Here is a 26,012-nt window from a genome sequence, read left to right as displayed (position 1 = left end):
GGTCAGGTTCGCGTGGTGCTGGCGCCCTCATCGACGGGAATGGGCGCATCGCGGTGCCGCACGATCACATTCGCCTTCTCGCGAAAGCGCGCGGCGAGCGCTTCCGCGATGTACACCGAGCGATGCTGCCCGCCCGTGCAGCCGATGGCGACGGTGAGATAGCTGCGGTTGTCCTCGCGAAAGCGCGGCAGCCACTTGCCGACGAATTCGCCGATGTCGTCGATCATCTCGCCCACCATCGGCTGCGCGCGAAGATAGTCGATGATCGGTTGATCGCAGCCGGTGAACGGGCGCAACTCGCGGTCGTAGTACGGGTTCGGCAGCGTGCGCACGTCGAAGACGAGATCGGCATCGAGCGGCACGCCGCGCTTGAAGCCGAACGATTCGAACATCAGCGTGAGATCGGCGGCGTCCGTTTCGACGAAGCGCTTGACCCACGCGCGCAGCACGTTCGCGCGCAGATTGCTGGTATCGATCTGATGGCCGTATTCGGCTAAGCCGGCGACGAGTTCGCGCTCGCGCTCGATCGCTTCGGCGAGCGAATTTAGCGCGCCGACACTCGCGTCCTGCACCGGCGGGCCGGATAGCGGATGGCGGCGGCGCGTCTCCGAGAAGCGCTGAATGAGCGATTGCGTGCTCGCGTTGAGAAACAGCACGCGCAGGTCGTAGGCGCTCGACAGGTTTTTGATGATCGCCGGTACTTCGTCGAGCGAAAGACTGGAACGCGCGTCTATTGCGACGGCGAGGCGCTGCTGGCCTTCGCCCGCGAGGTACGCGGCCAGTTCGGGCAGAAAGCGCGGAGGCAGGTTATCGACGCAGTAATAGCCGCCGTCTTCGAGCGCGTTGAGCGCGACGGACTTGCCGGAGCCGGAAATGCCCGTAATCAGGATGATACGCATGGGGGTGTGCTCGTTCGCTTTATCTTAGCACCTGCATATGATCCGGATTCCCTGCCGATTCCGCGAAGATGTGCGTGCTTCAGATCAATTTGCCCGGAAACTGGCTGTCCGGGTCCTGCATGGCAAGACGTTGCCGGTCCATGAAATCGCGCAAGGTGTCGATGCCGCGCAACTGCAGGATCGTGTTGCGCACCGCGGCTTCCACCAGCACAGCAAGGTTGCGGCCTGCCGCGACCTGAATGGTCACTTTGCTGATCGGCAGGCCCAGCACGTCGACCGTCTGGCTTTCCAGCGGCAGGCGCTGGAACTCGCCGTCCGGACGGCGCACGAGCTGCACGATGAGCTTGAGCTTCATCTTCCGGCGCACGGCGGTTTCGCCGAAGATCGTCTTGATGTCGAGCAGGCCGAGACCGCGCACTTCGAGCAGATTTTGCAGAAGCGGCGGGCAGCGTCCCTCGACGAAATCCGGACCGAGGCGCACGAAGTCGACGGCGTCGTCGGCGACGAGACCGTGGCCGCGGCTGATGAGTTCCAGTCCGAGTTCGCTCTTGCCGAGACCGGAATCGCCGGTGAGCAGCACGCCCATGCCGAGGATGTCGATGAACACGCCGTGCAGCGTCGCGCGCGGCGCGAGGATGCGCGACATGTACGCGCGCAGGCTGTCGATCACCGCTGCCGCCGACATGCGCGTCGTGAAAAGCGGTGTCGACGAGCGCGTGCAGCGAAGCACGAGTTCGGGCGGCGCGCCCACTTCGCCCGCGACGACGAGAAACGGCGGCTCGAGCGCGATCAGCTCCGCCATGTGGCGCGAGCGGTCTTCGTCGGACTGGCGCTGGTAGTAGTTGATCTCGGCGTCGCCGAGCACCTGAATGCGGTTCGGGTGGATGAGATTCAGGTGGCCGACGAGGTCGGCGCTCGATGTCGCGTTCGCGACGGTCTCGCTCGAAAACCCGCGTTCCCAGCCTTCATGCCCGGTGAGCCAACTGAGCTTCAGAGCGGCGGCGTTGTCGTCGAAAATACTTTGGGCGTTGATGCTGGACGTATCCATGAGGCCGGAACTCCGTTGGAAGCCGGGCGCAGCCAGCGCGCGCCGGACCGATTTGTTCCGATTCGACGCCTGGCCATGCGTTTTGACCGATTGTGCCGCAGAAGCACCGCGCGTGCGAGGCGCGCATGCGCGCGAGAGCGGCCCGGGGCACGCCTCAGATGCTTTTTGCGGAGGTTTTTGCGGCGCTCACGGTTGCCATTGCGTGAGCACTTGATGGAGCGCCTCGCGGTTCTCTTCCTTATGCAGGCGCTCGCGCGCTTCGCTGTCGGAAAGCAGTTGCGCGATCTCGGACAGGATTTCGAGATGCTGCTGCGTGGCCTGCTCGGGGACGAGCAGGAAGATGAGCAGCGAGACCGGCTGGCCGTCGGGCGATTCGAACGCCACCGGTTCGGCAAGACGCACGAAGGCGGCGAGCGGCTGCTTGAGCCCCTTGATGCGACCGTGCGGAATGGCAACGCCTTCGCCGAGGCCGGTCGAGCCGAGGCGCTCGCGGGCGAAGAGGTTGTCGGTGACAATGCTGCGGGCGATGCCGTTCTGATTCTCGAAAATCAGGCCCGCCTGCTCGAATACGCGTTTTTTGCTTGTAACGGACAGTCCGAGAACGACGTTCTCGATGGGAAGAAATTTGGCTAAACGATTCATGTTGGCAGGCTGATGCGTGGCCTGATAGCTCCTCATCGTGGTGCTGTCTGAAAGCGCTCACGGCGATGGTGAAACGGAAGATGCGCTTGCGGCGTTCCCTGCAGCGTTCCTGTGCGACCCCGATAATAACCGGCCCATTATAGAACAGGCTAACCGGCGATGGTGCGGCGCGCCATTACGCTGCTTGTGAGCAAATGTGCAGTACAAAGTGCGAAAAATCAACGCCTTGTGCTACCCGTGCGATGGCGAGACAACGAAAAAGCCGCCAGCGGCGGCTTTTCGGGGCTGGGCGGTGTCCCGGATTCGAGGGAGTCCTCGAATGACACTCGCTTAAGGTGCGATGCTCAGGGCGACGGCGCTTCGATACCGCGCGCTTCATCGCGATACTTCGCGGCTTCGTGGGCGTGGCCCTGAATCTTGTCCTTGTGACGAATGACCTGGCGATCCAGCTTGTCGACCATCAGGTCGATCGCCGCGTACATATCGGCGTCACAACTCTCGATGAAAATGTCCTTGCCCTTCAGGTGCAGGTTGATTTCCGCCTTGTTCCGCTTGTCCTTTTCCCTATGATTGTCGACCGAGAGGACCACGTTGCCGTCGATCACTTGATCGAAATGACGGAGTACCCTGTCCAGTTTCGTGATCACATACTCGCGCAACGCAGGCGTCAATTCGAGGTGGTGTCCACTGATCTTCAGATTCATAGTTGCTCTCCAAGCTAGTGACCGTTAATCACGGCGGCTCGTCCGATACCGGTCGGTTGTGCGGTCCGCCGATGCACGATGCTTGTACGCGCAAGGAATGGGCCGCACGGGCCGGCTCGTCCGCGCTTTCGCGATGCGGCCGGTAAAAGTCCATCGCGGTATGCGATGAACCACAGAGACGGGTCAAAGAGACTTGCGCAGATTCACTGCGGGGATTTTGAGCGCTTCGCGGTATTTGGCGACCGTGCGCCGGGCAACCACGAACCCCTGTTCCGCCAGCAGTTCGGCGATGCGGCTGTCTGAAAGAGGAGTCTTGGGGTCTTCCGCTCCTATCAGTTGCTTGATGAGGGCCCGGATCGCCGTGGACGATGCCGCGCCTCCCGTGTCGGTAGAAACATGCGATCCAAAGAAGTACTTAAATTCAAGCGTCCCGAATGGGGTGAGCATGTACTTCCCTGTGGTCACACGAGAAACTGTCGATTCGTGTAAGCCCAGCGTATCAGCAATTTCCCTTAAAACCAAGGGGCGCATGGCGATTTCGCCATGCGCAAAGAAGTTCTTCTGACGCTCGACAATAGCCTGTGCGACGCGAAGAATCGTCTCGAAACGCTGCTGGATATTCTTGATCAGCCAGCGTGCTTCCTGAAGCTGTTGACGCAGCGAACCGCTGCCGGGATCGCCACGGTTGTTGCGCAAAATATTCGCGTACAAGTGGTTGATCCGCAGCCGCGGCACGATCTCCGGATTCAGCTCAGCCGTCCAGCCGCTCGCCATCTTGCGCACGAGAATGTCCGGAACGACGTAGTCCGCTTCGCTCTTGCCGTATGCCGCGCCCGGAAACGGCTCCAGCGAACGGATCAGCAAATGCGCGTCCCGCAGCGCGTCGTCCGTCGCCTTCAGTTGCTTGCGCAGGCGCGTGAAGTCGCGCGCGGCCAGCAATTCCAGGTGATTCGTGACGATTTCGAGCGCGAGCGTGCGTGTCGGCGATGCGTCGAGCCGCAGCAATTGCAGCTTCAGACATTCCGATGCCGACCGCCCGCCCACGCCCGGCGGGTCGAAACTCTGGAGCAAAGCGAGTGCCGCGCTCAGTTCGTCGACATCGACTTCCAGTTCTGCCGGCAAATCCGCCTGAATCTCGTCAAGCGATGAGGTGAGGTAGCCGTCCTCGTCCAGCGATTCGATGAGAAACGTGATGAGCGCACGGTCGCGCTGATTCGCCTGCGTCATGCGCATTTGCGCAGTCAGGTGATCGCGCAGCGTCGTCGTGGATTCGTGGATTTGCAGCGGGGGGAGGTCGTCGTCGTCGGATGCGTTGTTCGAGCGGCCGTAGTCCTCGAGATTCCAGTTGCTGGAGTCGGCGCCGCCATCGGACGCCATGCCGTTATATTCGTCGACGCCTTGCGGCTCGCTGCTCTCGGAGCGTTCGGAACTCGACGAACTCGACGTCGAGCCGTTGCTCATCATCGGTTCCGGCGCCGTACTGCCGGCGGCCGTGGACGCGATGAGCGAGCCGTCCGACGCGACGCGCAACGGGCTTGCGATCCAGTCGTCGTCGTTCTCCAGCAGCGGATTTTGCGCGACGGCCATCGCCACTTCCTGCTGCAGTTCGAGCGTCGACAGCTGCAGCAGCCGGATGGACTGCTGCAGTTGCGGGGTCAGCGCAAGATGCTGCGATAGGCGGAGTTGGAGGCTGGCTTTCATGGCAAAGTTTTAACCATTGTAGAGAGTTTGCCACGCGCGCGAAACCTCGCGGCCAATCCAAAAAAGCGCGTGCCGCCTCGAGGGCGGCACGTAAGTTTTGCTGTTTTCGCGCGTCGCGTTGCGGTAATTCATCGCGTGCACCGCGCGGATCGGCAGGGGTTCACATGCGGAAATGCTCGCCGAGGTAGACGCGCCGCACGCTCTCGTTCTCGATGATCTCGCTGGGGGCGCCGGCCGCGAGCACGCTGCCGTCGCTGATGATGTACGCGTGGTCGCAGATGCCGAGCGTCTCGCGCACATTGTGGTCCGTGATCAGCACGCCGATGTTGCGCTGCTTCAGGAATTTCACGATCTTCTGAATTTCCAGGACCGCGATCGGATCGACGCCCGCGAACGGCTCGTCGAGCAGAATGAAGCTCGGATTGGTCGCGAGCGCGCGCGCAATTTCCACGCGACGGCGTTCGCCGCCAGAAAGCGAAAGCGCGGGATTCTCACGCAGATGCGCGATCTGCAGTTCGTCCAGCAACGCTTCCGCGCGCTGCGTGATGGCGTCCTTCGTGAGGCGCTTGCCCGCTTCGTCCGTCTGAAGTTCCAGCACCGCGCGAATGTTCTGCTCGACGGTGAGTTTGCGGAAAACGGACGCTTCCTGCGGCAGATACGAAAGACCGAGATGCGCGCGCTGGTGGATCGGCAGGAGACTGATCGAGTTGCCGTCGAGATCGATCTCGCCCGCGTCGAGCGGCACGAGGCCGACGATCATATAGAAGGACGTCGTCTTGCCCGCGCCGTTCGGCCCGAGCAGACCGACGACTTCGCCGCTTTTCACGTCGAGCGACACGTCTTTCACGACCGTGCGCGAGCCGTAGCGCTTCTTCAGATTGCGGACGACGAGCGAACTCGACTTGCCTTCCGGCTTGCTTTGGGGCATGGCGGGGGCGTTCACTGCTGCGGCGTTCCTTGAATGGTGGTCGACGGCGCGAGGGTCGCGGGCGAGCCGTTGAGCGGCGCGGCGCCGCCCGAGCGCGGCGCGAGCATGGCGCGAACGCGGCCGCTCGGATTGCCGGGGCCGGCGACGTCCTTGCCGGCGCTCGCGGTGTAGAAGTCTTTCTGGCCGTCGTAGGTGATGACGCTGCCGCGCACTTCGTCCTGGACGGTCGTCAGTCCGGCGAGGCGGCGCACGACCGCGCGCGTCGTGAGCTTCGTGAAGTCGTTCTTGCCGTCGTAGTCGATGCGCACGGCGTTGCCTTCGATGTACTCGTTCACGCCGTCGCGCTTCTGGCGGAAATACGAAAGCGTGTTGCCGGAGGACGTGCCCGTCGCGTACTGATAGCCCTGCGGGTCTTGCGTCACTTCGACGCGATCCGCCTTGATGATGATGGTGCCTTTCGTCGCGACGACGTGACCGGTGAAGATGTTCTTCTGGTTCAGATCGTCGTAGGACATATTGTCCGCTTCGATGTTGAGCGGCTTGTCGCGGTCGGCCTTTTCGGCGTGCGCGGCCGGCGCGAATCCCGCGAACGGCAGCGCGGCGAGCGCGGTGACGGCGGCGGCCAGCGCGGCTCGCATCGCACGCCTCGCGCGCGCGCTGCGATGCGCGAGCGTTGCGCGCACGGGGCCGCCGTCGGGACGAGGGAAGCTTTCGTTCATGCAGTCACAATTAGGATGGAATCCCGGGTTACTTGGAAGAGCCGCCGTTGATGTCCGAGGCGGCGATGGCGCCGCGCACGTTACCGAAGAGCTTCATTTCCCGGGTGACGTTGTTGTAGTTCATGCCGCTCGCGGTCATCACGGACGGACCGCGCTGAAGTTTAACCGGCTTTTCCGTTTCGATGACATCGTCGTTCACCAGCACGCGAAAATGCTGCGAATCCGCCTGCATCTGCGGATCGCCGAAACCGGCGGCGCGCAGAATCCGCGCGTTGTCGTAAAGATCGACGATGGAAACGTCGCCATTCACCGTGCCGCGCGCGGCCGTGGCGGTCACGGTCGGCTTCTGCGGCTGGAACATTCGCATGGCGGGCTGCGTCAGTTCGCTGTTTTCGTCGTCTTCGTAATGGAGCATCGACTTCGCCGTCAGCCGGTATTGCGTCGTGCCGCTCGTGTCCAGTTCGGAGACGGAGAAATTGTTCGCGAAGTAGTCCGGCGTATGGCGCTTCGGCTGCTCGGGCGCTTCGGGCGCGGAAGGCAGCGTCGCCTGCAAGAGCCAGTAGGTGATGCCCGCGAGCGCCGCCATCGCGAGAAGCGGCAGCAGCGAGGCCAAGCGTCCCGTGCGCGGCATCGCGTCAGTCTCCGAGCGCCGCGGCGAGCAGCGCGTCGTAGTGGCCCTGCGCGCGGACGATCGCGTCGCAGACTTCGCGCACCGCGCCGTGACCGCCGCGTGCTTGCGCGACCCAATGCACGCGCTGGATCACTTCGGGATGCGCGTTGGCGGGCGCGGCGGCGAAACCGCAGCGTCGCATCACGGCGAGGTCGGGCCAGTCGTCGCCCATATAGCCGCATTCTTCCGGCGCGATGCCGGTGGCGTCGAGCAATTGCGCGAGCGCGACGGTTTTGTCCGCGACACCCTGATACAGATGCGTGATGCCGAGTTCCTTCGCGCGCGCCGCGACGATGCCCGACTGCCGCCCGGTGATGATCGCGGTCTGCACGCCGGTGCGTTCGAGCATCTTCACGCCGTGGCCGTCGAGCGAATTGAACGACTTCATCGTGTCGCCGTCGGCGGTGAAGTACAGACTGCCGTCGGTGAAAACGCCGTCGACGTCGAAAATCATGAGTTTGATGCGGCTCGCGCGTTCGGCGGGAGAAGGCTTTTGTGCCATCAGATTACCTTCTTGGAGAAGAGGTCGTGCATGTTCAGAGCGCCGATCAGCGTCGCGTCGGCGTCGACGACCAGCATCTGATTGATGCGATAACGCTCCATCAGTTCCACCGCTTCGACGGCGAGATGATCCGGGCCGATGGTGCGCGGATTGCGCGTCATCACGTCGGCGAGCTTCAACGCGCGGAAATCGCCGTCGCGCTGGAGAATGCGGCGCAGGTCGCCGTCGGTGAAGATGCCTTCCACATGACGATTGCCGTTGATGACCGCCGTCATGCCCATGCGCTTGTCGGTGATCTGGAAGAGCGCGTCGGAAACCGTGGCGTCGAGCGGCACGACGGGCACTTCGTCGCCCACGCGCATCACGTCGCGCACATAGGTGAGCAGGCGCCGCCCGAGCGCGCCGCCCGGATGCGAGCGCGCGAAGTCTTCCGGGCCGAAGCCGCGTGCGTCGAGCACGGCGACGGCGAGCGCATCGCCGAGCGCCATCGCGGCAGTGGTGCTCGCGGTGGGCGCGAGATTCATCGGGCATGCTTCCTTTTCGACGCGCGCGTTCAGATGCATGTCCGCAAGTTGCGCGAGGCTCGATTCGGGCCGGCCCGTAATAGCGATGAGTTTCGCGCCGAGGCGCTTGATGAGCGGGAGAATGGCGACCAGTTCTTCGGTTTCGCCGGAGTTCGACAGCGCGATGAAGATGTCGTCCGCCGTGACCATGCCGAGGTCGCCGTGGCTCGCTTCGGCCGGATGCACGAAAAACGCGGGCGTGCCGGTGCTCGCGAGCGTGGCCGCGAACTTGCGCGCGACGTGTCCCGACTTGCCGATGCCCGAAACGACCACGCGGCCGCGACAGCCCAGAAGGGCTTCGACTGCGTTCGTGAAGTTGTCGTCGAGAAGATCTGCGAGGCCGCGAACAGCGTCCGCTTCGATGTGGATTACGTTGCGAGCCAGCGCCAGTGCCCGGCCGCCATTGATTTTCGCTATCATTCGCGGAGTATAGCAAAGGCGTTTCTTCGCCGCGCCTTACGGTGCGCGGCGCGCCGCCGCCTATCCGCCCCCGCAAGCCCTGGCGTCAGGGGCTTTCTTAGAGACCGAAAACGCAGGCAAAAACGCGCTTCGGAACACTGACGAACGAGGACGCTAGACGGATGACTTCTCCGCTCGAAATGACGCTGTTGTTGCTGCTGTGTTCGGTGGCGGGCGTCGTCGTATTTCGCTTTCTCAACCTTCCGCCGATGCTCGGTTATCTGGCGGTCGGCATCATCGTAGGTCCGCATGCAGCCGGTATCGCGCCCGATACCGAGCGCGCCCAGCATCTCGCCGAATTCGGCGTCGTGTTCCTGATGTTCTCCATCGGTCTCGAATTCTCGCTCGCGAAGCTGCGCTCGATGCGCCGCATCGTGTTCGGGCTCGGCGCGAGTCAGGTCGGCGCGACCATCGCGTTCGCGCTCATCTTCGGCTGGATCGCGCACTTCTGGACGAGCATGTCGTGGCAGGCGAGCTTCGCGCTCGGCGGCGCGCTCTCCATGTCGTCCACGGCGATCGTGAGCAAGCTGCTCGCCGAGCGGCTCGAACTCGAATCGGAGCATGGCCGCAATATCTTCGGCGTGCTGCTGTTTCAGGATCTCGCGGTCGTGCCGCTGCTCATCATCATCGCGGCCTTCGGCAACGGCAATTCGTCGCAACTGGCGATGTGGCTCGGCATCGCGGCGATCAAGATCGTCGTCGCGCTGACGGTTTTGCTCTTTCTCGGCCAGAAGTTCATGACGCGCTGGTTCGATCTCGTCGCGCGCCGCCGCTCGCAAGAGCTTTTCATGCTGAACCTGCTGCTCGTCACGCTGGGCGCGGCGTTCATCACGGACAAGTTCGGGCTGTCGCTCGCGCTCGGCGCGTTCATCGCGGGGATGCTGATTGCAGAGACGCCGTACCGGCATCAGGTGGAAGAGGACATCAAGCCGTTTCGCGACGTGCTGCTCGGCCTCTTCTTCGTGACGACGGGCATGCTGCTCAATCCGCGCGTGATCTGGGAGCATCCGGTTCTCGTGCTCGCGTTCTTCGTCGTGCCGATCCTGCTGAAGGCCGTGATGATCACCGGGCTCGCGCGCGCGTTCGGTTCGCCGCCGGGCGTCGCGATGCGCACCGGCCTCGGGCTCGCGCAGGCGGGCGAATTCGGCTTCGTGCTGCTGAATCTGATTCTGGATTCGCATCTCGTCGACGCCACCATCCTCCAGGCGCTCCTTTCCGCGATGCTGCTTTCGATGCTCGCCGCGCCGTTCATCATCCAGAACGCGGATCGGATCGTGCTGCGGCTGTCGTCGACGGAGTGGATGCTGCAATCGCTGCAAATGACGAAGATCGCGACGCAAAGTCTCAAGCAAAGCGGCCACGTCATCATTTGCGGCTACGGCCGCGCCGGGCAGAACCTCGCGCGCATGCTGGAACAGGAAGGCATTTCGTACGTCGCGCTCGATCTCGACCCGGACCGCGTGGCGGCGGCTGCGGCGGCGGGCGAATCCGTCGTGTTCGGCGATGCAGGGCGGCGCGAGTCGCTTGTCGCGGCGGGCGTGAATCGTGCGGCGGCGATTGCGATCACTTACGCGAACACGCCGTCCGCGATGCGCGTGCTGCACAACATCCACGAACTCGCGCCGACGCTGCCGGTGATCGTGCGCACCGTCGACGACGCCGATCTCGAAAAGCTGACGGCGGCCGGCGCGACGGAAGTCATTCCGGAAATCGTCGAAGGCAGTCTGATGCTTGCGTCGCATACGCTCGTGCTGATGGGCGTGCCGATGCGCCGCGTCGTGCGGCGCGTCGAGGAAATGCGCGACGCGCGCTACAGCCTTCTGCGCGGCTATTTTCACGGCGCGGACGACGTCGACGACGACGATGGCCACGAGCAGGTGCGGCTACAATCCGTACCCATCGACGAGAATTCGGAGGCGGTCGGGCATTCGCTCGACGATCTGGGGCTCGTCGGCAACGGTGTCGAGGTGACCGCGATCCGGCGTCACGGCATCCGGGGCGTCGAGCCGGACCCCGAAACCAAGCTGCGCGCGAACGACATCGTCGTGTTGCGCGGCCTGCCCGAAGTGCTCGCGCAAGCCGAGGAACGGCTCTCGCGCAATCGCCGGGCGGCGTAACGTTCCATTCATCAGGCAGGCGCGGCCTCGCAGCGCGGATTTCCCGGAGAAGTCATGTCCACTTTCCCTTCGAGCGCTTCGTCCGACGCCGCGCGCTTCATCAAGGAGCGCGTGCGCACCGTCGAAGACTGGCCGCAGGCCGGCGTGCAGTTTCGCGACATCACGCCCGTGCTTCAGGACCGGCGCGCGCTGCGCACGCTCATCGACCTTTTCGTGCAGCGATACATCGACGCGAATCTGAACGTGATTGCCGGCATGGATGCGCGCGGGTTCATCATCGGGCCGATTCTCGCGTATGAATTGAGTCTCGGCTTCGTGCCGATCCGCAAGAAGGGCAAGCTGCCGTACAGGACGCTCTCGCAGTCGTATGAGTTGGAGTACGGCAGCGCGACGGTCGAGATTCACGAGGACGCGTGCAAGCCGGGCGACCGCGTGGTGATCGTCGACGATCTCGTCGCCACCGGCGGCACGATGATGGCCGGCAAGATTTTGCTGGAGCGGCTCGGCGCGGAAGTAGTCGAAGCGGCGGCGATCATCGATCTGCCCGATCTCGGCGGCTCGAAACTGCTGCGCGACGGCGGGCTGCCGCTCTTCACGGTCTGCGAATTCGGCGGGCATTGACATGCCGAACCTGCTGCTGTTTCTCGCGGCGTCCGTTGCGATCACCGTCGCGCCCGGCCCGGACAACTTGCAAGTGCTCGCGCGCGGCATCTCGCAAGGGCGGCTTGCGGGCGTCGTCGCGGCGCTCGGCTTCGCGTTCGGCGTGATTTTCCATACGACGCTCGCCGCGTTGGGCGTCGCGGCGCTGCTGCGCTCGTCGCCGCTCGCGTTTCAGGCGGTGAAGCTCGCGGGCGCGGCGTATCTCGTGTGGATCGGCATCAAGGCGTTGCGAAGCCACGGCCTCGCCACCGCGCACGAACGCCCGAGCCAGCCGCTTTCGACCGTGTTCCGCCAGAGCGTAGTCGGCAACATGCTCAATCCGAAAGTGACGCTCTTCTTCATCGTGTTCCTGCCGCAATTCGTGGATCCGCACGGCGCGCAAAGCGTGATGCTGCAGATGTTCGAACTCGGCGGCGTATTCATGCTGCAAACCGTCGCGGTGTTTTCGCTCTTCGGCATCGGCGCGGGGATGATCGGCGCGTGGCTCAAGCGCCGTCCGCGCGTCGGCGTCTGGCTCGACCGGCTCGCGGGCGTGACGTTCATCGCGCTCGGCATTCGTGTGGCGCTCCGCGACTGAATCTGCCTCGCTGAGCGCGCGTCGTCGTTTTTCTTCGCCATCGAGTCCGCCGGAGCTTTCATGACTTTGCCTTCCATCGTCGCCGCGCGCCGCTTCGACGTCGCAGCGCGCGTGCCGTTCTTCATCGGCGACGAGCGCGTCGGCTGGATACGCGCAGCCGGCGTGCCACTGCTCGCGCGCTGGCCCGAAACCTTCGATACGGGCGCGAACGCGGTGTGCTTGCAACGCTCGCTCGACACGGTCGATGCGCGCACCGCCGCGCTCGCCACGGTCATCGAAGCGCTTCACGCCGACGGCAACATCCCCGGCTGGCGCGATGAAATCTACGGAATCCGCAATCGCTTCGAGGCCGCGCCGCTCGCGTTCATCGAGCGCGCGGCGTCGCGCTTCTTCGGCACGATGACTTACGCGGTGCATCTGAACGGCATCGTAAAATATCGAGATAGCGCGCCGCAGTTGTGGATCGCGCGCCGCAGCGACACCAAGGCGACCGATCCCGGCATGCTCGACAACGTCGTGGCGGGCGGCATCGGCTGGGGCTTCGGACTGATGCCGACGCTCGTGAAGGAGTGCTGGGAGGAGGCGGGCATGAGCGCGGAACTCGCGTCGGGCGCGACACCGGGCGGCACGTTTTACGTGCTGCAGTCGCTCCCGGAAGGCACGCAGGCGGAGCAGATCTTCGTGTACGACGTCGTGCTGCCGGAAGACTTCACGCCGCGCAATCAGGACGGCGAAGTCGGCGAGCATCGCCTTGCGCGCATCGACGATGTCGCGCGCTGGATCGAAGAAGGCAAGCTGACCGTGGATGCCAGCCTCGCGACGCTCGATTGCATGCTGCGTCACCGGTGGATCGACGAAGACGCCTGCGAGGGTCTCGCTGCGCTGTACACGCCGCCGCCAATCTGAATTTCAAGCATTAACGCATTGAGGAAGGAGTAACCGGTTCATGTCGACCGAACATAGTTTCATCCTGAAGTTGTCGTGTCCGGACCGGCCGGGAATCGTGCATGCCGTGTCCGGTTTCCTGTTCGACCTCGGCGCGAACATTCTCGATTCCGCGCAGTTCGGCGACAGCCACACTGGTGAATTCTTCATGCGGGTGCATTTTCAGGAAGTGGGCGGCGATCCGGGCCTCGACGCGCTGCGCAAGTCGTTCGCCACGCTCGCCGACGAATTCGGCATGCGCTGGGAATTGCACGATGCATTGGTGAAACCGCGCGTCGTCATCATGGTGTCGAAAATCGGGCATTGCCTGAACGATCTGCTGTTTCGGTATCGCACCGGGCAATTGCCGATCGAGATTCCGGCGATCGTCTCGAATCACAAGGATTTTTATCAGCTTGCCGCGAGCTACGACATTCCGTTTCATCATCTGCCGCTGAACGGCGGCACCGCGCAGGCGAAGGCCGCGCAGGAAGCGCGCGTGATGGAAATCATCGACCAGCACGAAACCGATCTCGTCGTGCTCGCGCGCTATATGCAGATCTTGTCGCCCGAAATGTGCGACAAACTCGCGGGCCGCGCGATTAATATTCACCATTCGTTTCTGCCGAGCTTCAAGGGCGCGAAACCGTACTATCAGGCGTTCGACCGCGGCGTGAAACTGATCGGCGCGACCGCGCATTATGTGACGACGGATCTCGACGAAGGCCCGATCATCGAGCAGGAAGTGGAGCGCGTCGATCACAGCATGACGCCGGATCAACTGACGGCCATTGGCCGCGATGTCGAATGCGTGACGCTCGCGCGTGCCGTGAAGTGGCATGTGGAGCATCGCATCGTGCTGAATGGAAGCAAGACGGTCGTGTTTCGTTGAAACGATTTTCGCGCTTTGCAAGAAGCCGCTGATTATCCAGTCAGCGGCTTTTTTTATACGAGCCGCAGATAAATCAGCTCGCGCTTGATATACGCATAGAAAATGGGCGCCGCAATCACGCCCGGCAAGCCGAATGCAGCTTCCATTGCGAGCATGGCGAGCAGTAGTTCCCACGCGCGCGCTTCGATTTGTCCGCCGATGATTCGCGCGTTCAGAAAGTATTCGAGCTTGTGTATGACGATGAGAAACCCAAGCGATGCGACCGCCGTGCCGAACGACACCGAAAACGAAATCGCGACGATGATCGTGTTCGAAATCAGATTGCCGATCACCGGCAGCAGTCCCACGATGAACGTCACCAAAACGAGCGTCTTCGAAAGCGGCAGCCGTTCGTGAAAGATCGGCAGCGCGATCAGCAGATAAAGCGCGGTGAACACGGCGTTGATCGCCGAAATCTTGATCTGCGCGAATACGATGCGCCGGAACGCATCCGCGAAGCGCGACACGCGCGTGACGAGCGCCGTGGAGAGCGGCAGCCGATGCACCTGCTTCGGCACACCCACCGCGATGATCGCGCCGATGATCATGCCGATCAGAATATGCCCGAAGCCGCGCGCCACGTCCCGGCCGCCTTCCTGCAACTGCTCGGCGTGCTTGTGCATCAGTTCGGCGGCGCGCTCCTTCATCTGGCCTGAATCGACCGGCAGATAATTCGCGATCCAGTTCGGTACCTGAAGCCGCGCATGCGACGTGATGCTCATCAACTGGTCGAGCAGCTTTTGCAGGCTCGGGACGTCGTGCTCGAAATGCTCGATGATCGCGATGGTCGCGCCCGTCAACCCGCCGATGATGATCGCCGATATGAGCACGACCGAGATCAGCCGCGCGCCCTTGCTCATGATGTGCCGCTCGATGACCGGCGCGATCATGTGCACGAGCTGGAACACGAGCATGCCCGCGAGCAGCGCGCCGAGCAGCTTCAGATGCAGCACGAGGAACATCGCCGCGAACGCGGCGAGATAGCTGCCGATCTCCACGGCGGGGAGTTTGGGCATGCTCATGTCGCTCGTCAGCCTGACGGGGCGTGCCGGCAAATCCCGTACACGTCGCTCCTCGTTGGCCGCTTCGTTGCGCTTCCCCATGACTGCGTTCCCTTTTCGCTGCTGGATACAACGGTTGTTCGTGCGCGGCGGCCGGCCTCGCCAGCCGTCAGGCCGCCGACTTCGGACGCTGCAGCAACGGGGCGAGATAACGGCCGGTGAAGCTCGCCTTCGACTTCGCGACCTGCTCGGGCGTGCCCTGCGCGATGATCTGTCCGCCGCCCGCGCCGCCTTCCGGACCGAGATCGATCACCCAGTCGGCGGTTTTGATCACGTCGAGATTATGCTCGATGATAACGACCGTGTTGCCTTGATCGCGCAGCCGGTGAATCACTTCGAGCAAAAGCGCGATGTCGTGAAAGTGCAGGCCCGTCGTCGGTTCGTCGAGGATATAGAGCGTCCGACCGGTATCGCGCTTGCTCAGTTCCAGCGAAAGCTTGACGCGCTGGGCTTCGCCGCCCGATAGCGTCGTCGCGGACTGGCCGAGACGGATATAGCCGAGGCCCACGTCGAGCAACGTCTTGAGCTTGCGCGCGACCACCGGCACGGGCTTGAAGAACTCGTGCGCGGCTTCCACCGTCAGGTCCAGCACCTCGCTGATGTTCTTGCCCTTGTACTGGATGTCCAGCGTTTCGCGGTTGTAGCGCTTGCCGTGGCACACGTCGCACGGCACGTAGACATCGGGCAGAAAGTGCATTTCGACCTTGAGCACGCCGTCGCCCTGACAGGCTTCGCAGCGTCCGCCCTTTACGTTGAACGAGAAGCGGCCCGCTTCGTAGCCGCGCTCTTTCGCCGCCGGCACGCCTGCGAACAACTCGCGGATCGGCGTGAACAAGCCGGTATAAGTGGCCGGATTCGAGCGCGGCGTGCGGCCGATCGGCGATTGATCGACGGCGATCACCTTGTCGAAATGCTCGAGGCCTTCTATGGACTCATACGGCGCCGGCTCCGTCGACGAGCCATACAAATGCTGCGCGACCGCGTGCTGAAGCGTGTCGTTGATGAGCGTCGATTTGCCCGAACCGGAGACGCCCGTCACGCACGTCAGCAGCCCGACCGGAAGATCGAGCGTGACGTTCTTCAGATTGTTGCCGTGCGCCTCGACGATGCGCAGCCGCCGCTCGTCAGGCGTGTTGCGCTTGTCCGGATAGCTGATGGTCCGCTTGCCGGACAAATACTGTCCCGTGATCGAGTTGGGATCTTTCTGCACCTGAACCGGCGTGCCTTGCGCGACGATCACGCCGCCGTGCTCGCCCGCACCCGGTCCCATGTCGACGACGTAATCGGCCATGCGGATCATGTCCTCGTCGTGTTCGACGACGATCACCGAATTGCCGATGTCGCGCAGGTGCTTGAGCGTGTCGATCAGGCGGTCGTTATCGCGCTGATGCAGCCCGATGGACGGTTCGTCGAGCACGTACATCACGCCGGTGAGTCCCGAGCCGATCTGCGACGCGAGCCGGATGCGCTGCGCCTCGCCGCCCGAAAGCGTTTCCGCGCTGCGTTCCAGCGACAGATAATCCAGCCCGACGTTATTCAGGAACGACAGCCGCGCGACGATTTCCTTCACGACCTTGTCGGCAATTTCGCCTTTCGCGCCATCGAGACGCAGGGTCTGGAAATAGCCGAGCGTGTCGCGCAGCGGCCAGCCGCTGACTTCGTAGATGCCGCGCGCCTGTTCGCCCGCGCCGACCTTCACGAAACGCGCTTCGCGCCGCAAGCGCGTGCCTTCGCAGGCCGGGCACGGCTGATTGTTCTGGTATTTCGCGAGTTCTTCGCGCACGGCGGCGGAATCCGTCTCGCGGTAGCGCCGTTCGAGATTGGGGATGATGCCTTCGAACGCATGCTCGCGGACCGACGCGCGACCGCGCTCGTTGATGTACGAAAACGGAATCGACTGCTTGCCCGAGCCGTAGAGCAGCGTCTTGCGCACTTTCTCGGGCAGTTCCTCGAAGGGCGCTTCGGTGTCGAACTCGTAGAACGCCGCGAGGCTTTGCAGCATCTGAAAGTAGAACTGATTGCGCCGGTCCCAGCCCTTCACGGCGCCCGCCGCGAGCGATAGCGACGGATGCGCGACCACGCGTTTCGGATCGAAGAACGTGATCTGGCCGAGGCCGTCGCATTCGGGACACGCGCCCATCGGATTATTGAACGAGAAAAGACGCGGCTCGAGTTCCTGCAGCGAGTACGAGCAGATCGGGCACGCGAATTTCGAGCTGAAGAGCTTCTCGTGGTCGGTGTCCATTTCGAGCGCGATTGCGCGGCCATCGGCGAGACGCAGCGCCGTTTCGAACGATTCCGCGAGACGCTGCTTCATGTCCGGGCGCACTTTCAGGCGGTCGATGACCACGTCGATCGTGTGCTTGTCGTTCTTTTTGAGCTTCGGCAGCGAGTCGACCTCGTAGATTTTCGCGACGCCTTCATTGGCGGTGCCGCCGCCCGAGCGAATCCGGAAACGGATAAAACCCTGCGCCTGCATTTCCTCGAATAATTCGACGTGCTCGCCTTTGCGGTCCGCGACGACAGGCGCGAGAACCATGAGCTTGGTTTCTTCGGGCAGCGCGAGCGCGGCATCGACCATTTGCGAGACGCTTTGCGCTTCGAGCGGAATCAGATGCTCGGGACAATATGGCGTGCCGACGCGCGCATATAAAAGGCGCAGATAATCGTGAATCTCGGTGACGGTGCCGACCGTCGAGCGTGGATTATGCGACGTGGCCTTTTGCTCGATCGAAATGGCGGGCGACAAACCTTCGATCAAATCGACGTCCGGCTTTTCCATCAGCTGCAGAAATTGCCGCGCATAGGCGGACAGACTTTCGACGTAACGGCGCTGGCCTTCGGCGTAAAGCGTATCGAATGCGAGCGACGACTTGCCCGACCCGGACAACCCCGTAATCACGATCAGCTTGTGACGCGGCAAGTCGAGACTGACGTTCTTCAGATTGTGGGTGCGAGCCCCACGAATACGAATTTCTTCCACGAGTTTGTTCCGGCGGCGAGCGCGAATTAGAGGGGGCCAAACCTGCTACTATAACGACTTTTGCTGGGCGCAGCGCCCGCGCATCCAGCAACGAGCGCACGGGCAGCACGCCCGGCGAGAGCGGCGGCGCTTCGGCCAATTCGTCGCATATAGTGCCGTTTCGAGCAAGAACAAGGCGGCCGCGCCTGGCGTCGCAACAGGCCGGCGAGACGCGACCCTCATCCATTTCCCGTTCCTGATGTCCAATCCGTCTGCCACGTCCGCACGTCTTTCCGCGCCGGAACTGCGCGCGACCGTGTCGCTCGCCGCCATCTTCGCGCTGCGCATGCTCGGTCTCTTCATGATCATGCCGGTGTTCTCGGTCTACGCGAAAACGATTCCCGGCGGGGACAACGTCGTGCTCGTCGGCATCGCGCTCGGCGCTTACGGCGTCACGCAGTCGATGCTCTATATCTTCTACGGATGGGTGTCCGACAAGTTCGGACGCAAGCCGGTGATCGCGTTCGGGCTGCTTGTCTTCGCGCTCGGGAGTTTCGTCGCGGCCGTCGGGCACTCGATGGCGTGGATCATCGCGGGCCGCGTGATTCAGGGCATGGGCGCGGTGTCCTCGGCCGTGATCGCGTTCATCGCGGACCTGACGCACGAGGAAAACCGCACGAAGGCCATGGCGATGGTCGGCGGCAGCATCGGCGTCTCGTTCGCGGTGGCGATCGTCGGGGCGCCGGTCCTGTTCCACTGGGTCGGCATGAGCGGCCTCTTCGCGGTGATCGGCGTGCTGTCGATCGTCGCGGTCGGCGTGGTGCTATGGATCGTCCCCAATCCGCCGATGCCGCCGGTCCACGTCAAGGCGCCCTTCGCCGAAGTGCTGCACAACGTCGAGCTGCTGCGCCTGAACTTCGGCGTGCTCGTGCTGCACGCCACGCAGACGGCGCTCTTTCTCGTCGTCCCGCGCATTCTGGAGGCGGGCGGGCTGCCGGTCGCGTCGCACTGGAAGATCTACCTGCCCGTGATGGCGCTCGCTTTCGTGATGATGGTGCCCGCGATCATCGCCGCGGAAAAGCGCGGCAAGATGAAGAGCGTCATGCTGAGTGCGATTGGGCTTATCCTGATCGGACAGTTGTTATTAGGCGCGGCGCCCCATACGCTATGGTCCGTGGCCGCGATTCTGTTCGTGTACTTTCTCGGCTTCAACGTGCTGGAGGCGTCGCAGCCGTCGCTGGTGTCGAAGCTCGCGCCGGGCACGCGAAAGGGCGCGGCAGCAGGCGTCTACAACACGACGCAGTCGATCGGCCTCGCGATGGGCGGGGTCATCGGCGGGTGGCTGCTCAAGCTCGACGGACCGAGCGCGGTGTTCTTCTCGTGTTCGGCGCTGGTGCTGGCGTGGCTCGTCGTTGCAATGTGGATGAAGCCGCCGCCGCGCAAGACCGGGCCCGCGGCTTGACGGAATCTTTTAATCATTTGAATTGAATCAGACGTGCTGTCAGGCTTCGGCTCATGAGCGAGGCCCGCTTGAAGAGCGCTGCACGACTGACAGTAGGCAAAGAATCAACCGGAGAAATCATGGCATCTGTCAACAAGGTCATTCTCGTAGGCAATCTGGGCGCTGACCCGGAAACGCGCTACCTTCCGAGCGGCGACGCCGTGGCCAACATTCGTCTCGCGACGACCGACCGCTACAAGGACAAGGCGTCCGGCGAAATGAAGGAGCTCACGGAATGGCATCGCGTCGCGTTCTTCGGGCGTCTCGCGGAAATCGTCAACGAGTATCTGAAGAAAGGGTCGTCGGTGTATATCGAAGGGCGAATCCGCACGCGCAAGTGGACCGATCAAGCGGGCCAGGAGCGTTATTCGACGGAAATCGTCGCTGACCAGATGCAAATGCTGGGCGGCCGCGGCGGTGCGGGCGCCGGCGACGACGGCGGCTACAGCCGCAGCGCACCGATGGATCGTTCCGGCGGCGGCAGCCGCGCCCCGTCGGGCGCGGTCGGCGGACGCGCAGGCGGATCGGGCGGCGGTTCGGGCGGCGGCAGCAGCCGGCCGAGCGCGCCGGCGGGCGGCGGCTTCGACGACATGGACGACGATATTCCGTTCTGACGCGGCCATAACCGCGAGTTCGCTAAAAAGGGTCTTCTGCGTTTCGCAGAAGGCCCTTTTTTCATTTCCGGGTCGCTGATTTTCTTTGCCCAGAGTCGCGCCTGAATACTCCCAGTGCGCCGAGCAAGAAGTCCTAAATATGCTGCCGACAGGCACCGATAAAATACTTAGAAAACCTAATCGGATTAATCCGATGGTTCGAAGTTTAATACCGCCTTATTTTGACGAAACGCGCTCGATCTAGCGTAAACGTTTCAACTGCTCAAAGTCATCTAAATTGTCCGGACATGCGTGCGCGGTCAATCGATTTAGCTTCAGGCATTGGGCTTCGTTAATCGGGCTATCGTCATAAATCAATGATGTCAAGCAGATGCCTCGGCTCTGGCCGGTCGAGAGGCGTCGCAATAAAAGCATATAACTGGGGGGCTCTTGATACTTCGTGTAGTTTTGGCGGACGACCATCCTTTCGTCCTGCTCGGGATGAAAGCGTTATTTCACGCCGACAAGGGATTAACGGTAGTTGGAGAAGCACCCAATGCAAGCACGCTGCTCGCCGTGCTGGCAAAAACACCGTGCGACGTGCTCGTCACTGATTTCGCGATGCCCGAACCGGGACCGGACGCGCACGACGGGCTGCGGCTCATTCGCACGGTCCGGCAGGAATGGCGGGACATCGGCATCGTGGTGCTGACGAGCGTCAGCAATGTCGCGATTCTGCGCTCCATCCTGAATGCCGGCGCGATGGGGCTCGTCAATAAGGCAGAGCCGATCGAACTCGTGCCGACGGCCGTCCGGCACGCGAGCATGGCGCGCCGCTACGTGAGCGCTTCTTTCGTCGCGGCGCTCGCCGAGGCGGGTAAGGAACGCGAATTTTCGCCGGAAGCGCCGCGGCTTTCGCCAAGGGAAGTAGAAGTCGTCAAGCTGTTCGCAAAGGGCAGGTCAATCACTGAAATCGCAAAGGAACTTCAGCGCGACGTGCGAACCATCAGTCGTCAGAAGCGCGACGCGATGCACAAGCTCGGAGTGAGAAATGACCCGGGTTTGTTCGCTTTTGTCAGAGCGCAGGGACTCGGCTGAATTGAGCGGCGATGCATTTTGATTTCGGATGCATCTTATGTCTTTTGGGGGTGCGGTATCCGATGCTTGTATTTCGCGGCTTAAAGCGATGTAAGGTCGCATAACGTTGGGGTTAGTTTCGATGGAATTCGGGAATGAGAGCCACCTTTTTTCGCACGCAAAGCGGATAAGGCTGGCCATAGCGGACGATCATCCGCTTGTCACACTCGCAATCGAGGGGCTTGCGGGGAACTTCCCTAATGTGGAAGTCGTGAGCCGCAGTGCGGATTCAACGCAATTGGACGAGTCGCTTGCTCGCAGCGAATGTGACGTCGTTATCGTGGATTTTTATATGCCAGGCGGCCGGTATGGCGATGGCGTACCCATGATTCAACATATTGCGCATGCTTATCCGGAAGTTAGAATCGTCGTCCTTTCGCGCAGCGATAGTCCCGCGCTCGTCAGGCAAGCATTGGAGGCCGGCGCGCATGCGTTCCTGAGCAAGGAAGACCGGCTCGACCTCATTTACGTCGCCATCGTTTCGGCGCTCGCGAACGAAACCTATCTCGGGCCGGCCATTCGCCGCACGCTCGCCGTCGCGAATGTGGAAAGCCGCGCGCGCTTCATTCGCCAGCGGCTGACCGGTCGCGAACTCGAAGTCATCGAGCGCTATGCGCGCGGTTCGAACGTCACCGAAATCGCGAAAGAATTGGGACGCAGCGTGAAGACCATCAGCGCGCAAAAATGTGCCGCAATGCGAAAGCTCGATTTGTCCACGGACGCCGATCTTTTCCGCTTTATCGCAGACAGCGATCTGATTTAAGGAATACGGGAAATATCCCGGTTCCGACTTTTCGACTCGCACAGAGCCAGCGGGGTTCATGCCGAAAACTGCTGCTCGCTCGAATCAGAACTAAAAAGATATGAGACAGACATCGCCGCTGAGGGCCATTATCGCGGACGATCATTCCGCCGTCGTAAAGGGCATTCAATGCTTTCTCGAGCGCGACGGTGCAATAGAAGTAGTCGCCACGGCTCATGACACGCTCGGACTCGCCGAGGCACTCGACGCCGCGCCATGCGATTACGTCTTCGCGGACATCGGCATGCGCGGCATCGATGGCGAGAGCAATTCGATCGCGTTTCTCAGGCGTCTGTCGTGGCAGGAGCGGCGCCCGAAAGTCATCGTGGTGACGATGATTTCCCATAGCCGGATGCTCGCGGGCTTGCTTCAGTTGGGTATCGACGGAATCGTCGACAAGCGCGATCCGCTGGAATGCCTGATGGACGCCGTCACGGTCACGCGGGGCGGTGGCTCATTTCTTTCGCCGTCGGTCGCGCAGGCACTGAACGGGCTTCCGGGTGCGTCGCCTGCGCGCGCCGGAGTCCTCAGCAAGCGCGAGTGGGAAGTCTTCCGTCTGTACGCGAGCGGGCTTCTGATCCACGAGATCGCCAAGCATTTCGGCCGGAGCAGCAAAACCATCGCAACGCAGAAGAGAAGCGGCATGCGCAAGCTCGGCCTGGATACGGAAACGGAACTCGTCGAATACTTGCGTCAGGTCGGACTCGTCTAAGCCACGTAACTGCGCATTTTCGGAGCGTCCTAAGAATTATTTCGGACACCTCCGATTCTCCTCGGCCGCACGCACGGTCAGACTCTTAAGTTTTGCCATCGCTGCGCCGTCGCCCGGCGCCCGAGCGCCTACTTCCCAGAGAGCCGAGATGAGATCCTTGCTGGCGCGTTACTGGTTCGTCGTTTGTATCCTTGCATCCGCCTTCGGTCTTGCGGGCGCGCGCGATGTTTGGGCGTCCGACCGGAATCCGTCAACGCCTTCTCATCTGGTCGCGGGCGCGCAGCACGCATCATTGGATAAGAGTCACGATGTCTTGCGCCCCTTGCAGCAGACGGTCGCACAAGGGGTCCCTCGTTCTGCCGGCATCAGCGCGCTGCGCCTGCTGCCCATACTCATCGGCGTGGCCGCGGTGCTGCTGGTCACGCTGCGCGCATTCCTGCTTCTCCAGCGCGAGATGAACCGGCGCGTCCTGACCGAACAACGCCTCGCCACCCAGCTCAGTTTTCAGCAGACGATGATGGAGGTGGTTCCATATCCGCTTGTCGCGAAGGACACGGAGAATCGGTATATCGCTGTCAACCGGGCGTTCGAGGAGACGCTCGGCGTGCGGCGAGAGGACATTATCGGGCGCGATTGCGTCGAAGTCGGCGCGTGGGGCGAGGGGCCGAGCCGTCTGCTCGACGATATCTCCGCGGCAACGCTCAATTCCGGCAAGCGTCATCAGATCGAAGCCGAATTCGTCGACAGCCGCGGCCGCGCGCGTTATGGCCTCTTCTGGACGGGCGCGTTCTCCTCGTCCAACGGCGAGCGCGTGGGCGTCGTGGGGACGATGATCGACATCACCGATATCCGCGACGCCGAACTGCGCGCGCGCGAGACCGAGCAGCGCCTGCAGGACGTCACGCGGTCATTGCCCGCCGTCGTGTTCCAGTTGCGCCGGACGAGCAATGGCAGATACAGCCTTCCCTATATCGACGGGGACACGCGGCAGTTACTGGGCCTCGACCTCGCCGCGCTTGCCGACGATCCGACCAACGTCCTTCGACACGTCGATGCAGCGGACAGCGGCCGCCTGCTCGAAGAGATCGAAGCGTCGTCGCGCACGCTGGAGCCGGTGCACACCGAGTTCCGCTCCGCCGTCAAGGGCACGCTCCGGTGGATACGCGCGGACCTCGTCGCCCACCGCGAGGAAGACGGCTCGGTTGTGTGGAGCGGCTATTGGGCCGATGCGAGCGTCGAACACGCGCGAGCCGAAGAACTCGCGCGTGCGCGCGACGCAGCGGAGGCGGCGTCGCGCGCGAAGGACGACTTCCTCGCGATGATGAGTCACGAGATTCGCACGCCGATGAATGGCGTGCTCGGACTCGTCGAAGTCATGGAAAACACGCCGCTCAATGCGGATCAGTCGCAGATGCTCGGCATGATTCAGGACTCCGCGGGCGCGCTGCTGCAGATTCTCGACGACCTACTCGATTACACGAAGATCGAAGCCGGGCGCCTCTCGATCGAATCGACACCGATCGACTTGCGGGAACTCGTGGATAACGCCGTCGGCCTGCTCGCCGGGCGCGCGCACGAGAAAGGCTTGCGGGTGCGCGTGGAAGTCGCGCCGGACGTGGCCGCGTCCCTGCGCTGCGACAGCGTGCGCCTGCGTCAGATTCTCTTCAATCTGATGAGCAACGCGATCAAGTTCACCAACAAGGGCGAAGTCGCGGTGCACGTGAGCGCGGTGCAAGCGCGCGGCGCGGAGCAGGTGATCGAACTGTGCGTGAGCGATACGGGCATCGGCATCGATCCGGCGGCGCAGGAGAGACTTTTCGAGCCGTTCGTCCAGGCGGAGACGTCGACCACGCGTCGCTTCGGCGGCACGGGCCTCGGGCTTACGATCTGCAACCGCCTCGTCGATCTCATGGGCGGCACGCTTGCGCTGCGAAGCGAAGTCGGCACGGGCACGTCGATGACCGTTCGGCTCAGGATGCCCGTCGAGATGCAGCACTATCAGATGGACGGACTGCGCGGCCGGCGCGGCATCGTCGCGGTCGAAGACAACGGAGTCGCGAGCGCGCTGCTCGGTCACGGTCAGGCGCTCGGACTGGAACTGGAGCGCATTGCGCCTGACGACGCGCGGCTGCGCGACATCCACACGTTCGATGGCGTCGATCTCGTTTTCTTCAGCGAAACGCGCAAGGCGTCGCTGCCGCTCGGATCGCGCGTGATCCACGTCACCGAGAAACCGAAGCCGACCGGCTATCGCATTCTCGAGGACCACATCCGCGTGAGCGTGAACCCGCTGTCGTGGCGCGGGCTGGGCGCGGCGTGCGTCGCGGCGCTGACGGGCATGCCGCAGGTCGCCGTGCGCGCAACGCTCGCTCCGGCAGGGCGGATGGAGCCGCCGTGCCGCGAACAGGCGCTGCACAGCGGCAATCTCGTGCTCGTTGCCGAAGACCATCCGGTGAATCAGGAGTTGATCCGGCATCAGCTTTCGCTGCTCGGCTTCGCATGCGATGTCGTGCAGGACGGCGTCGAGGCGCTCGCGGCGCTCGAGACGACGCGCTACGGCTTTCTCATCACCGATTGTCATATGCCGAACATGACCGGCTACGAACTGGCGAGGCGCGTTCGCGCGAAGGAGCGCGGCAGGGCGGCGCGCCTGCCGATTCTCGCCATTACCGCGAGCACGTCCGCGTCCGAGTTGACACGTTGCCGCGAGGCGGGCATGGACGATTGCCTCGTCAAGCCGACGCGTCTTGCCACGTTGCGCGAGCATCTGAACCGATGGAAAACGCCTGAGCGCGCCGATCAGCGGCACGAAGCGCAGCGGCACCGCGCGTTCGAGCCGAAACGCGGCGATGACGACGAACTGGACCTGAGCGCCATGGCTCAGTTATGGGGCAGCGAGGCGACGGTGAAGGCGCTGCTGGACGCCTTCGTTTCTTCGTTCCGCGACGATCTAAAAGCGCTCGAGCCGCTGCTGGAACATGGCACCGTCGAGCATCTGCGCGAGTGGCATCATCGCGTGGTGGGCGCCGTGAGCGTGCTGCAATATCGTCCGTTGCTCGCGGCGCTGGAGGCGTTCCGACGCGATTTGCCGAAGAAGGACCGCGATGCCTGGCGGCGCGACGGCAGGGCACTGATCGAACGATGCACCGCGCTGCTCGAGCGCATCGAGGCGAAGGGCGCCGCCATCGCATAGTGCGGCC

General features: G+C 62.9%; 22 protein-coding genes and 1 pseudogene. 11 read left to right on the top strand and 12 right to left on the bottom strand.

Features of this window, described 5'->3' with window-relative positions:
• Positions 1 to 2 precede the first annotated feature (2 nt).
• The 10 genes from rapZ to kdsD form a co-directional block, all read right to left on the bottom strand.
• Positions 3 to 899: an RNase adapter RapZ gene (rapZ, locus tag LDZ27_RS13135; RefSeq protein WP_244814502.1), complete on the bottom strand. Its 897-nt coding sequence runs from the start codon at positions 897 to 899 to the stop codon at positions 3 to 5.
• 79 nt (positions 900 to 978) lie between these two features.
• Entirely contained in the window at positions 979 to 1,947 is a 969-nt protein-coding gene (gene hprK / locus LDZ27_RS13130) for an HPr(Ser) kinase/phosphatase (RefSeq protein WP_008351692.1), read from the bottom strand.
• Positions 1,948 to 2,133: 186 nt separating this feature from the next.
• Positions 2,134 to 2,589, bottom strand: a complete 456-nt coding sequence (gene ptsN, locus LDZ27_RS13125) for a PTS IIA-like nitrogen regulatory protein PtsN (RefSeq protein ID WP_159835156.1) — start codon at positions 2,587 to 2,589, stop codon at positions 2,134 to 2,136.
• Between the two features lie 344 nt (positions 2,590 to 2,933).
• Positions 2,934 to 3,293, bottom strand: a complete 360-nt coding sequence (hpf, locus tag LDZ27_RS13120; RefSeq protein ID WP_244814501.1) for a ribosome hibernation-promoting factor, HPF/YfiA family — start codon at positions 3,291 to 3,293, stop codon at positions 2,934 to 2,936.
• Positions 3,294 to 3,476: 183 nt separating this feature from the next.
• Positions 3,477 to 4,994 carry an RNA polymerase factor sigma-54 gene (locus LDZ27_RS13115; RefSeq protein ID WP_244814500.1) on the bottom strand — a complete coding sequence of 506 codons (1,518 nt, stop codon included), beginning with the start codon at positions 4,992 to 4,994 and terminating at the stop codon, positions 3,477 to 3,479.
• Positions 4,995 to 5,154: 160 nt separating this feature from the next.
• A complete protein-coding gene (lptB, locus tag LDZ27_RS13110; protein ID WP_244816144.1) occupies positions 5,155 to 5,922 on the bottom strand; it encodes an LPS export ABC transporter ATP-binding protein in 768 nt (255 codons plus the stop codon).
• Positions 5,923 to 5,933: 11 nt separating this feature from the next.
• On the bottom strand, positions 5,934 to 6,641 hold the full coding sequence (gene lptA / locus LDZ27_RS13105) for a lipopolysaccharide transport periplasmic protein LptA (RefSeq protein WP_244814499.1): 708 nt from the start codon (positions 6,639 to 6,641) through the stop codon (positions 5,934 to 5,936).
• Positions 6,642 to 6,669: 28 nt separating this feature from the next.
• Positions 6,670 to 7,272: an LPS export ABC transporter periplasmic protein LptC gene (lptC, locus tag LDZ27_RS13100; protein WP_244814498.1), complete on the bottom strand. Its 603-nt coding sequence runs from the start codon at positions 7,270 to 7,272 to the stop codon at positions 6,670 to 6,672.
• A gap of 4 nt (positions 7,273 to 7,276) precedes the next feature.
• A complete protein-coding gene (locus LDZ27_RS13095) occupies positions 7,277 to 7,813 on the bottom strand; it encodes an HAD family hydrolase (protein ID WP_244814497.1) in 537 nt (178 codons plus the stop codon).
• On the bottom strand, positions 7,813 to 8,796 hold the full coding sequence (gene kdsD / locus LDZ27_RS13090) for an arabinose 5-phosphate isomerase KdsD (protein WP_244814496.1): 984 nt from the start codon (positions 8,794 to 8,796) through the stop codon (positions 7,813 to 7,815). The genes LDZ27_RS13095 and kdsD overlap by 1 nt, the downstream gene beginning before the upstream one ends.
• A 161-nt stretch (positions 8,797 to 8,957) precedes the next feature.
• Between kdsD and LDZ27_RS13085 the strand changes: the two genes are divergently transcribed.
• The 5 genes from LDZ27_RS13085 to purU are packed head-to-tail and all read left to right on the top strand — an operon-like array spanning position 8,958 to position 14,005.
• The gene (locus LDZ27_RS13085) at positions 8,958 to 10,952 is read left to right on the top strand and encodes a monovalent cation:proton antiporter family protein (RefSeq protein ID WP_244814495.1); all 1,995 of its coding nucleotides are present in this window, start codon (positions 8,958 to 8,960) and stop codon (positions 10,950 to 10,952) included.
• A 54-nt stretch (positions 10,953 to 11,006) separates the two neighbouring features.
• Positions 11,007 to 11,573 (top strand): adenine phosphoribosyltransferase, encoded by a 567-nt coding sequence (locus LDZ27_RS13080; protein WP_244814494.1) that lies wholly within the window; start codon positions 11,007 to 11,009, stop codon positions 11,571 to 11,573.
• 1 nt (position 11,574) lies between these two features.
• A complete protein-coding gene (locus LDZ27_RS13075) occupies positions 11,575 to 12,189 on the top strand; it encodes a LysE family translocator (RefSeq protein ID WP_244814493.1) in 615 nt (204 codons plus the stop codon).
• 60 nt (positions 12,190 to 12,249) lie between these two features.
• Positions 12,250 to 13,095 carry an NUDIX hydrolase family protein gene (locus tag LDZ27_RS13070; protein WP_244814492.1) on the top strand — a complete coding sequence of 282 codons (846 nt, stop codon included), beginning with the start codon at positions 12,250 to 12,252 and terminating at the stop codon, positions 13,093 to 13,095.
• A gap of 40 nt (positions 13,096 to 13,135) precedes the next feature.
• Entirely contained in the window at positions 13,136 to 14,005 is an 870-nt protein-coding gene (purU, locus tag LDZ27_RS13065) for a formyltetrahydrofolate deformylase (RefSeq protein ID WP_244814491.1), read from the top strand.
• A 53-nt stretch (positions 14,006 to 14,058) separates the two neighbouring features.
• On the opposite strand, the gene LDZ27_RS13060 is transcribed toward purU, so the two are convergent.
• Together LDZ27_RS13060 and uvrA are read right to left on the bottom strand one after the other, a co-directional pair.
• A complete protein-coding gene (locus LDZ27_RS13060) occupies positions 14,059 to 15,147 on the bottom strand; it encodes an AI-2E family transporter (protein ID WP_244814490.1) in 1,089 nt (362 codons plus the stop codon).
• A 67-nt stretch (positions 15,148 to 15,214) separates the two neighbouring features.
• Positions 15,215 to 18,088: an excinuclease ABC subunit UvrA gene (gene uvrA, locus LDZ27_RS13055; RefSeq protein ID WP_244814489.1), complete on the bottom strand. Its 2,874-nt coding sequence runs from the start codon at positions 18,086 to 18,088 to the stop codon at positions 15,215 to 15,217.
• Positions 18,089 to 18,326: 238 nt separating this feature from the next.
• Here uvrA and LDZ27_RS13050 point away from each other — a divergent pair, with 238 nt between their 5' ends.
• From LDZ27_RS13050 to LDZ27_RS13025, 6 genes and pseudogenes are all read left to right on the top strand, one after another.
• Positions 18,327 to 19,529: an MFS transporter gene (locus tag LDZ27_RS13050; protein ID WP_244814488.1), complete on the top strand. Its 1,203-nt coding sequence runs from the start codon at positions 18,327 to 18,329 to the stop codon at positions 19,527 to 19,529.
• Positions 19,530 to 19,648: 119 nt separating this feature from the next.
• Positions 19,649 to 20,182: a single-stranded DNA-binding protein gene (ssb, locus tag LDZ27_RS13045; protein WP_244814487.1), complete on the top strand. Its 534-nt coding sequence runs from the start codon at positions 19,649 to 19,651 to the stop codon at positions 20,180 to 20,182.
• A gap of 447 nt (positions 20,183 to 20,629) precedes the next feature.
• Positions 20,630 to 21,259, top strand: a complete 630-nt coding sequence (locus tag LDZ27_RS13040) for a response regulator transcription factor (RefSeq protein ID WP_244814486.1) — start codon at positions 20,630 to 20,632, stop codon at positions 21,257 to 21,259.
• 121 nt (positions 21,260 to 21,380) lie between these two features.
• A complete protein-coding gene (locus tag LDZ27_RS13035; RefSeq protein WP_244814485.1) occupies positions 21,381 to 22,061 on the top strand; it encodes a response regulator transcription factor in 681 nt (226 codons plus the stop codon).
• Between the two features lie 100 nt (positions 22,062 to 22,161).
• Positions 22,162 to 22,812, top strand: a complete 651-nt coding sequence (locus LDZ27_RS13030; protein ID WP_244814484.1) for a response regulator transcription factor — start codon at positions 22,162 to 22,164, stop codon at positions 22,810 to 22,812.
• Between the two features lie 364 nt (positions 22,813 to 23,176).
• Positions 23,177 to 26,005: pseudogene (locus tag LDZ27_RS13025) on the top strand (ATP-binding protein); the annotation flags it as partial.
• Between the last annotated feature and the right edge of the window lie 7 nt (positions 26,006 to 26,012).

The organism is Caballeronia sp. Lep1P3 (assembly GCF_022879595.1).
Taxonomy (GTDB): Bacteria; Pseudomonadota; Gammaproteobacteria; order Burkholderiales; family Burkholderiaceae; genus Caballeronia.
Note: the sequence above shows the minus strand (reverse complement) of the source record. Positions and strands in the feature narration are given on the sequence as shown.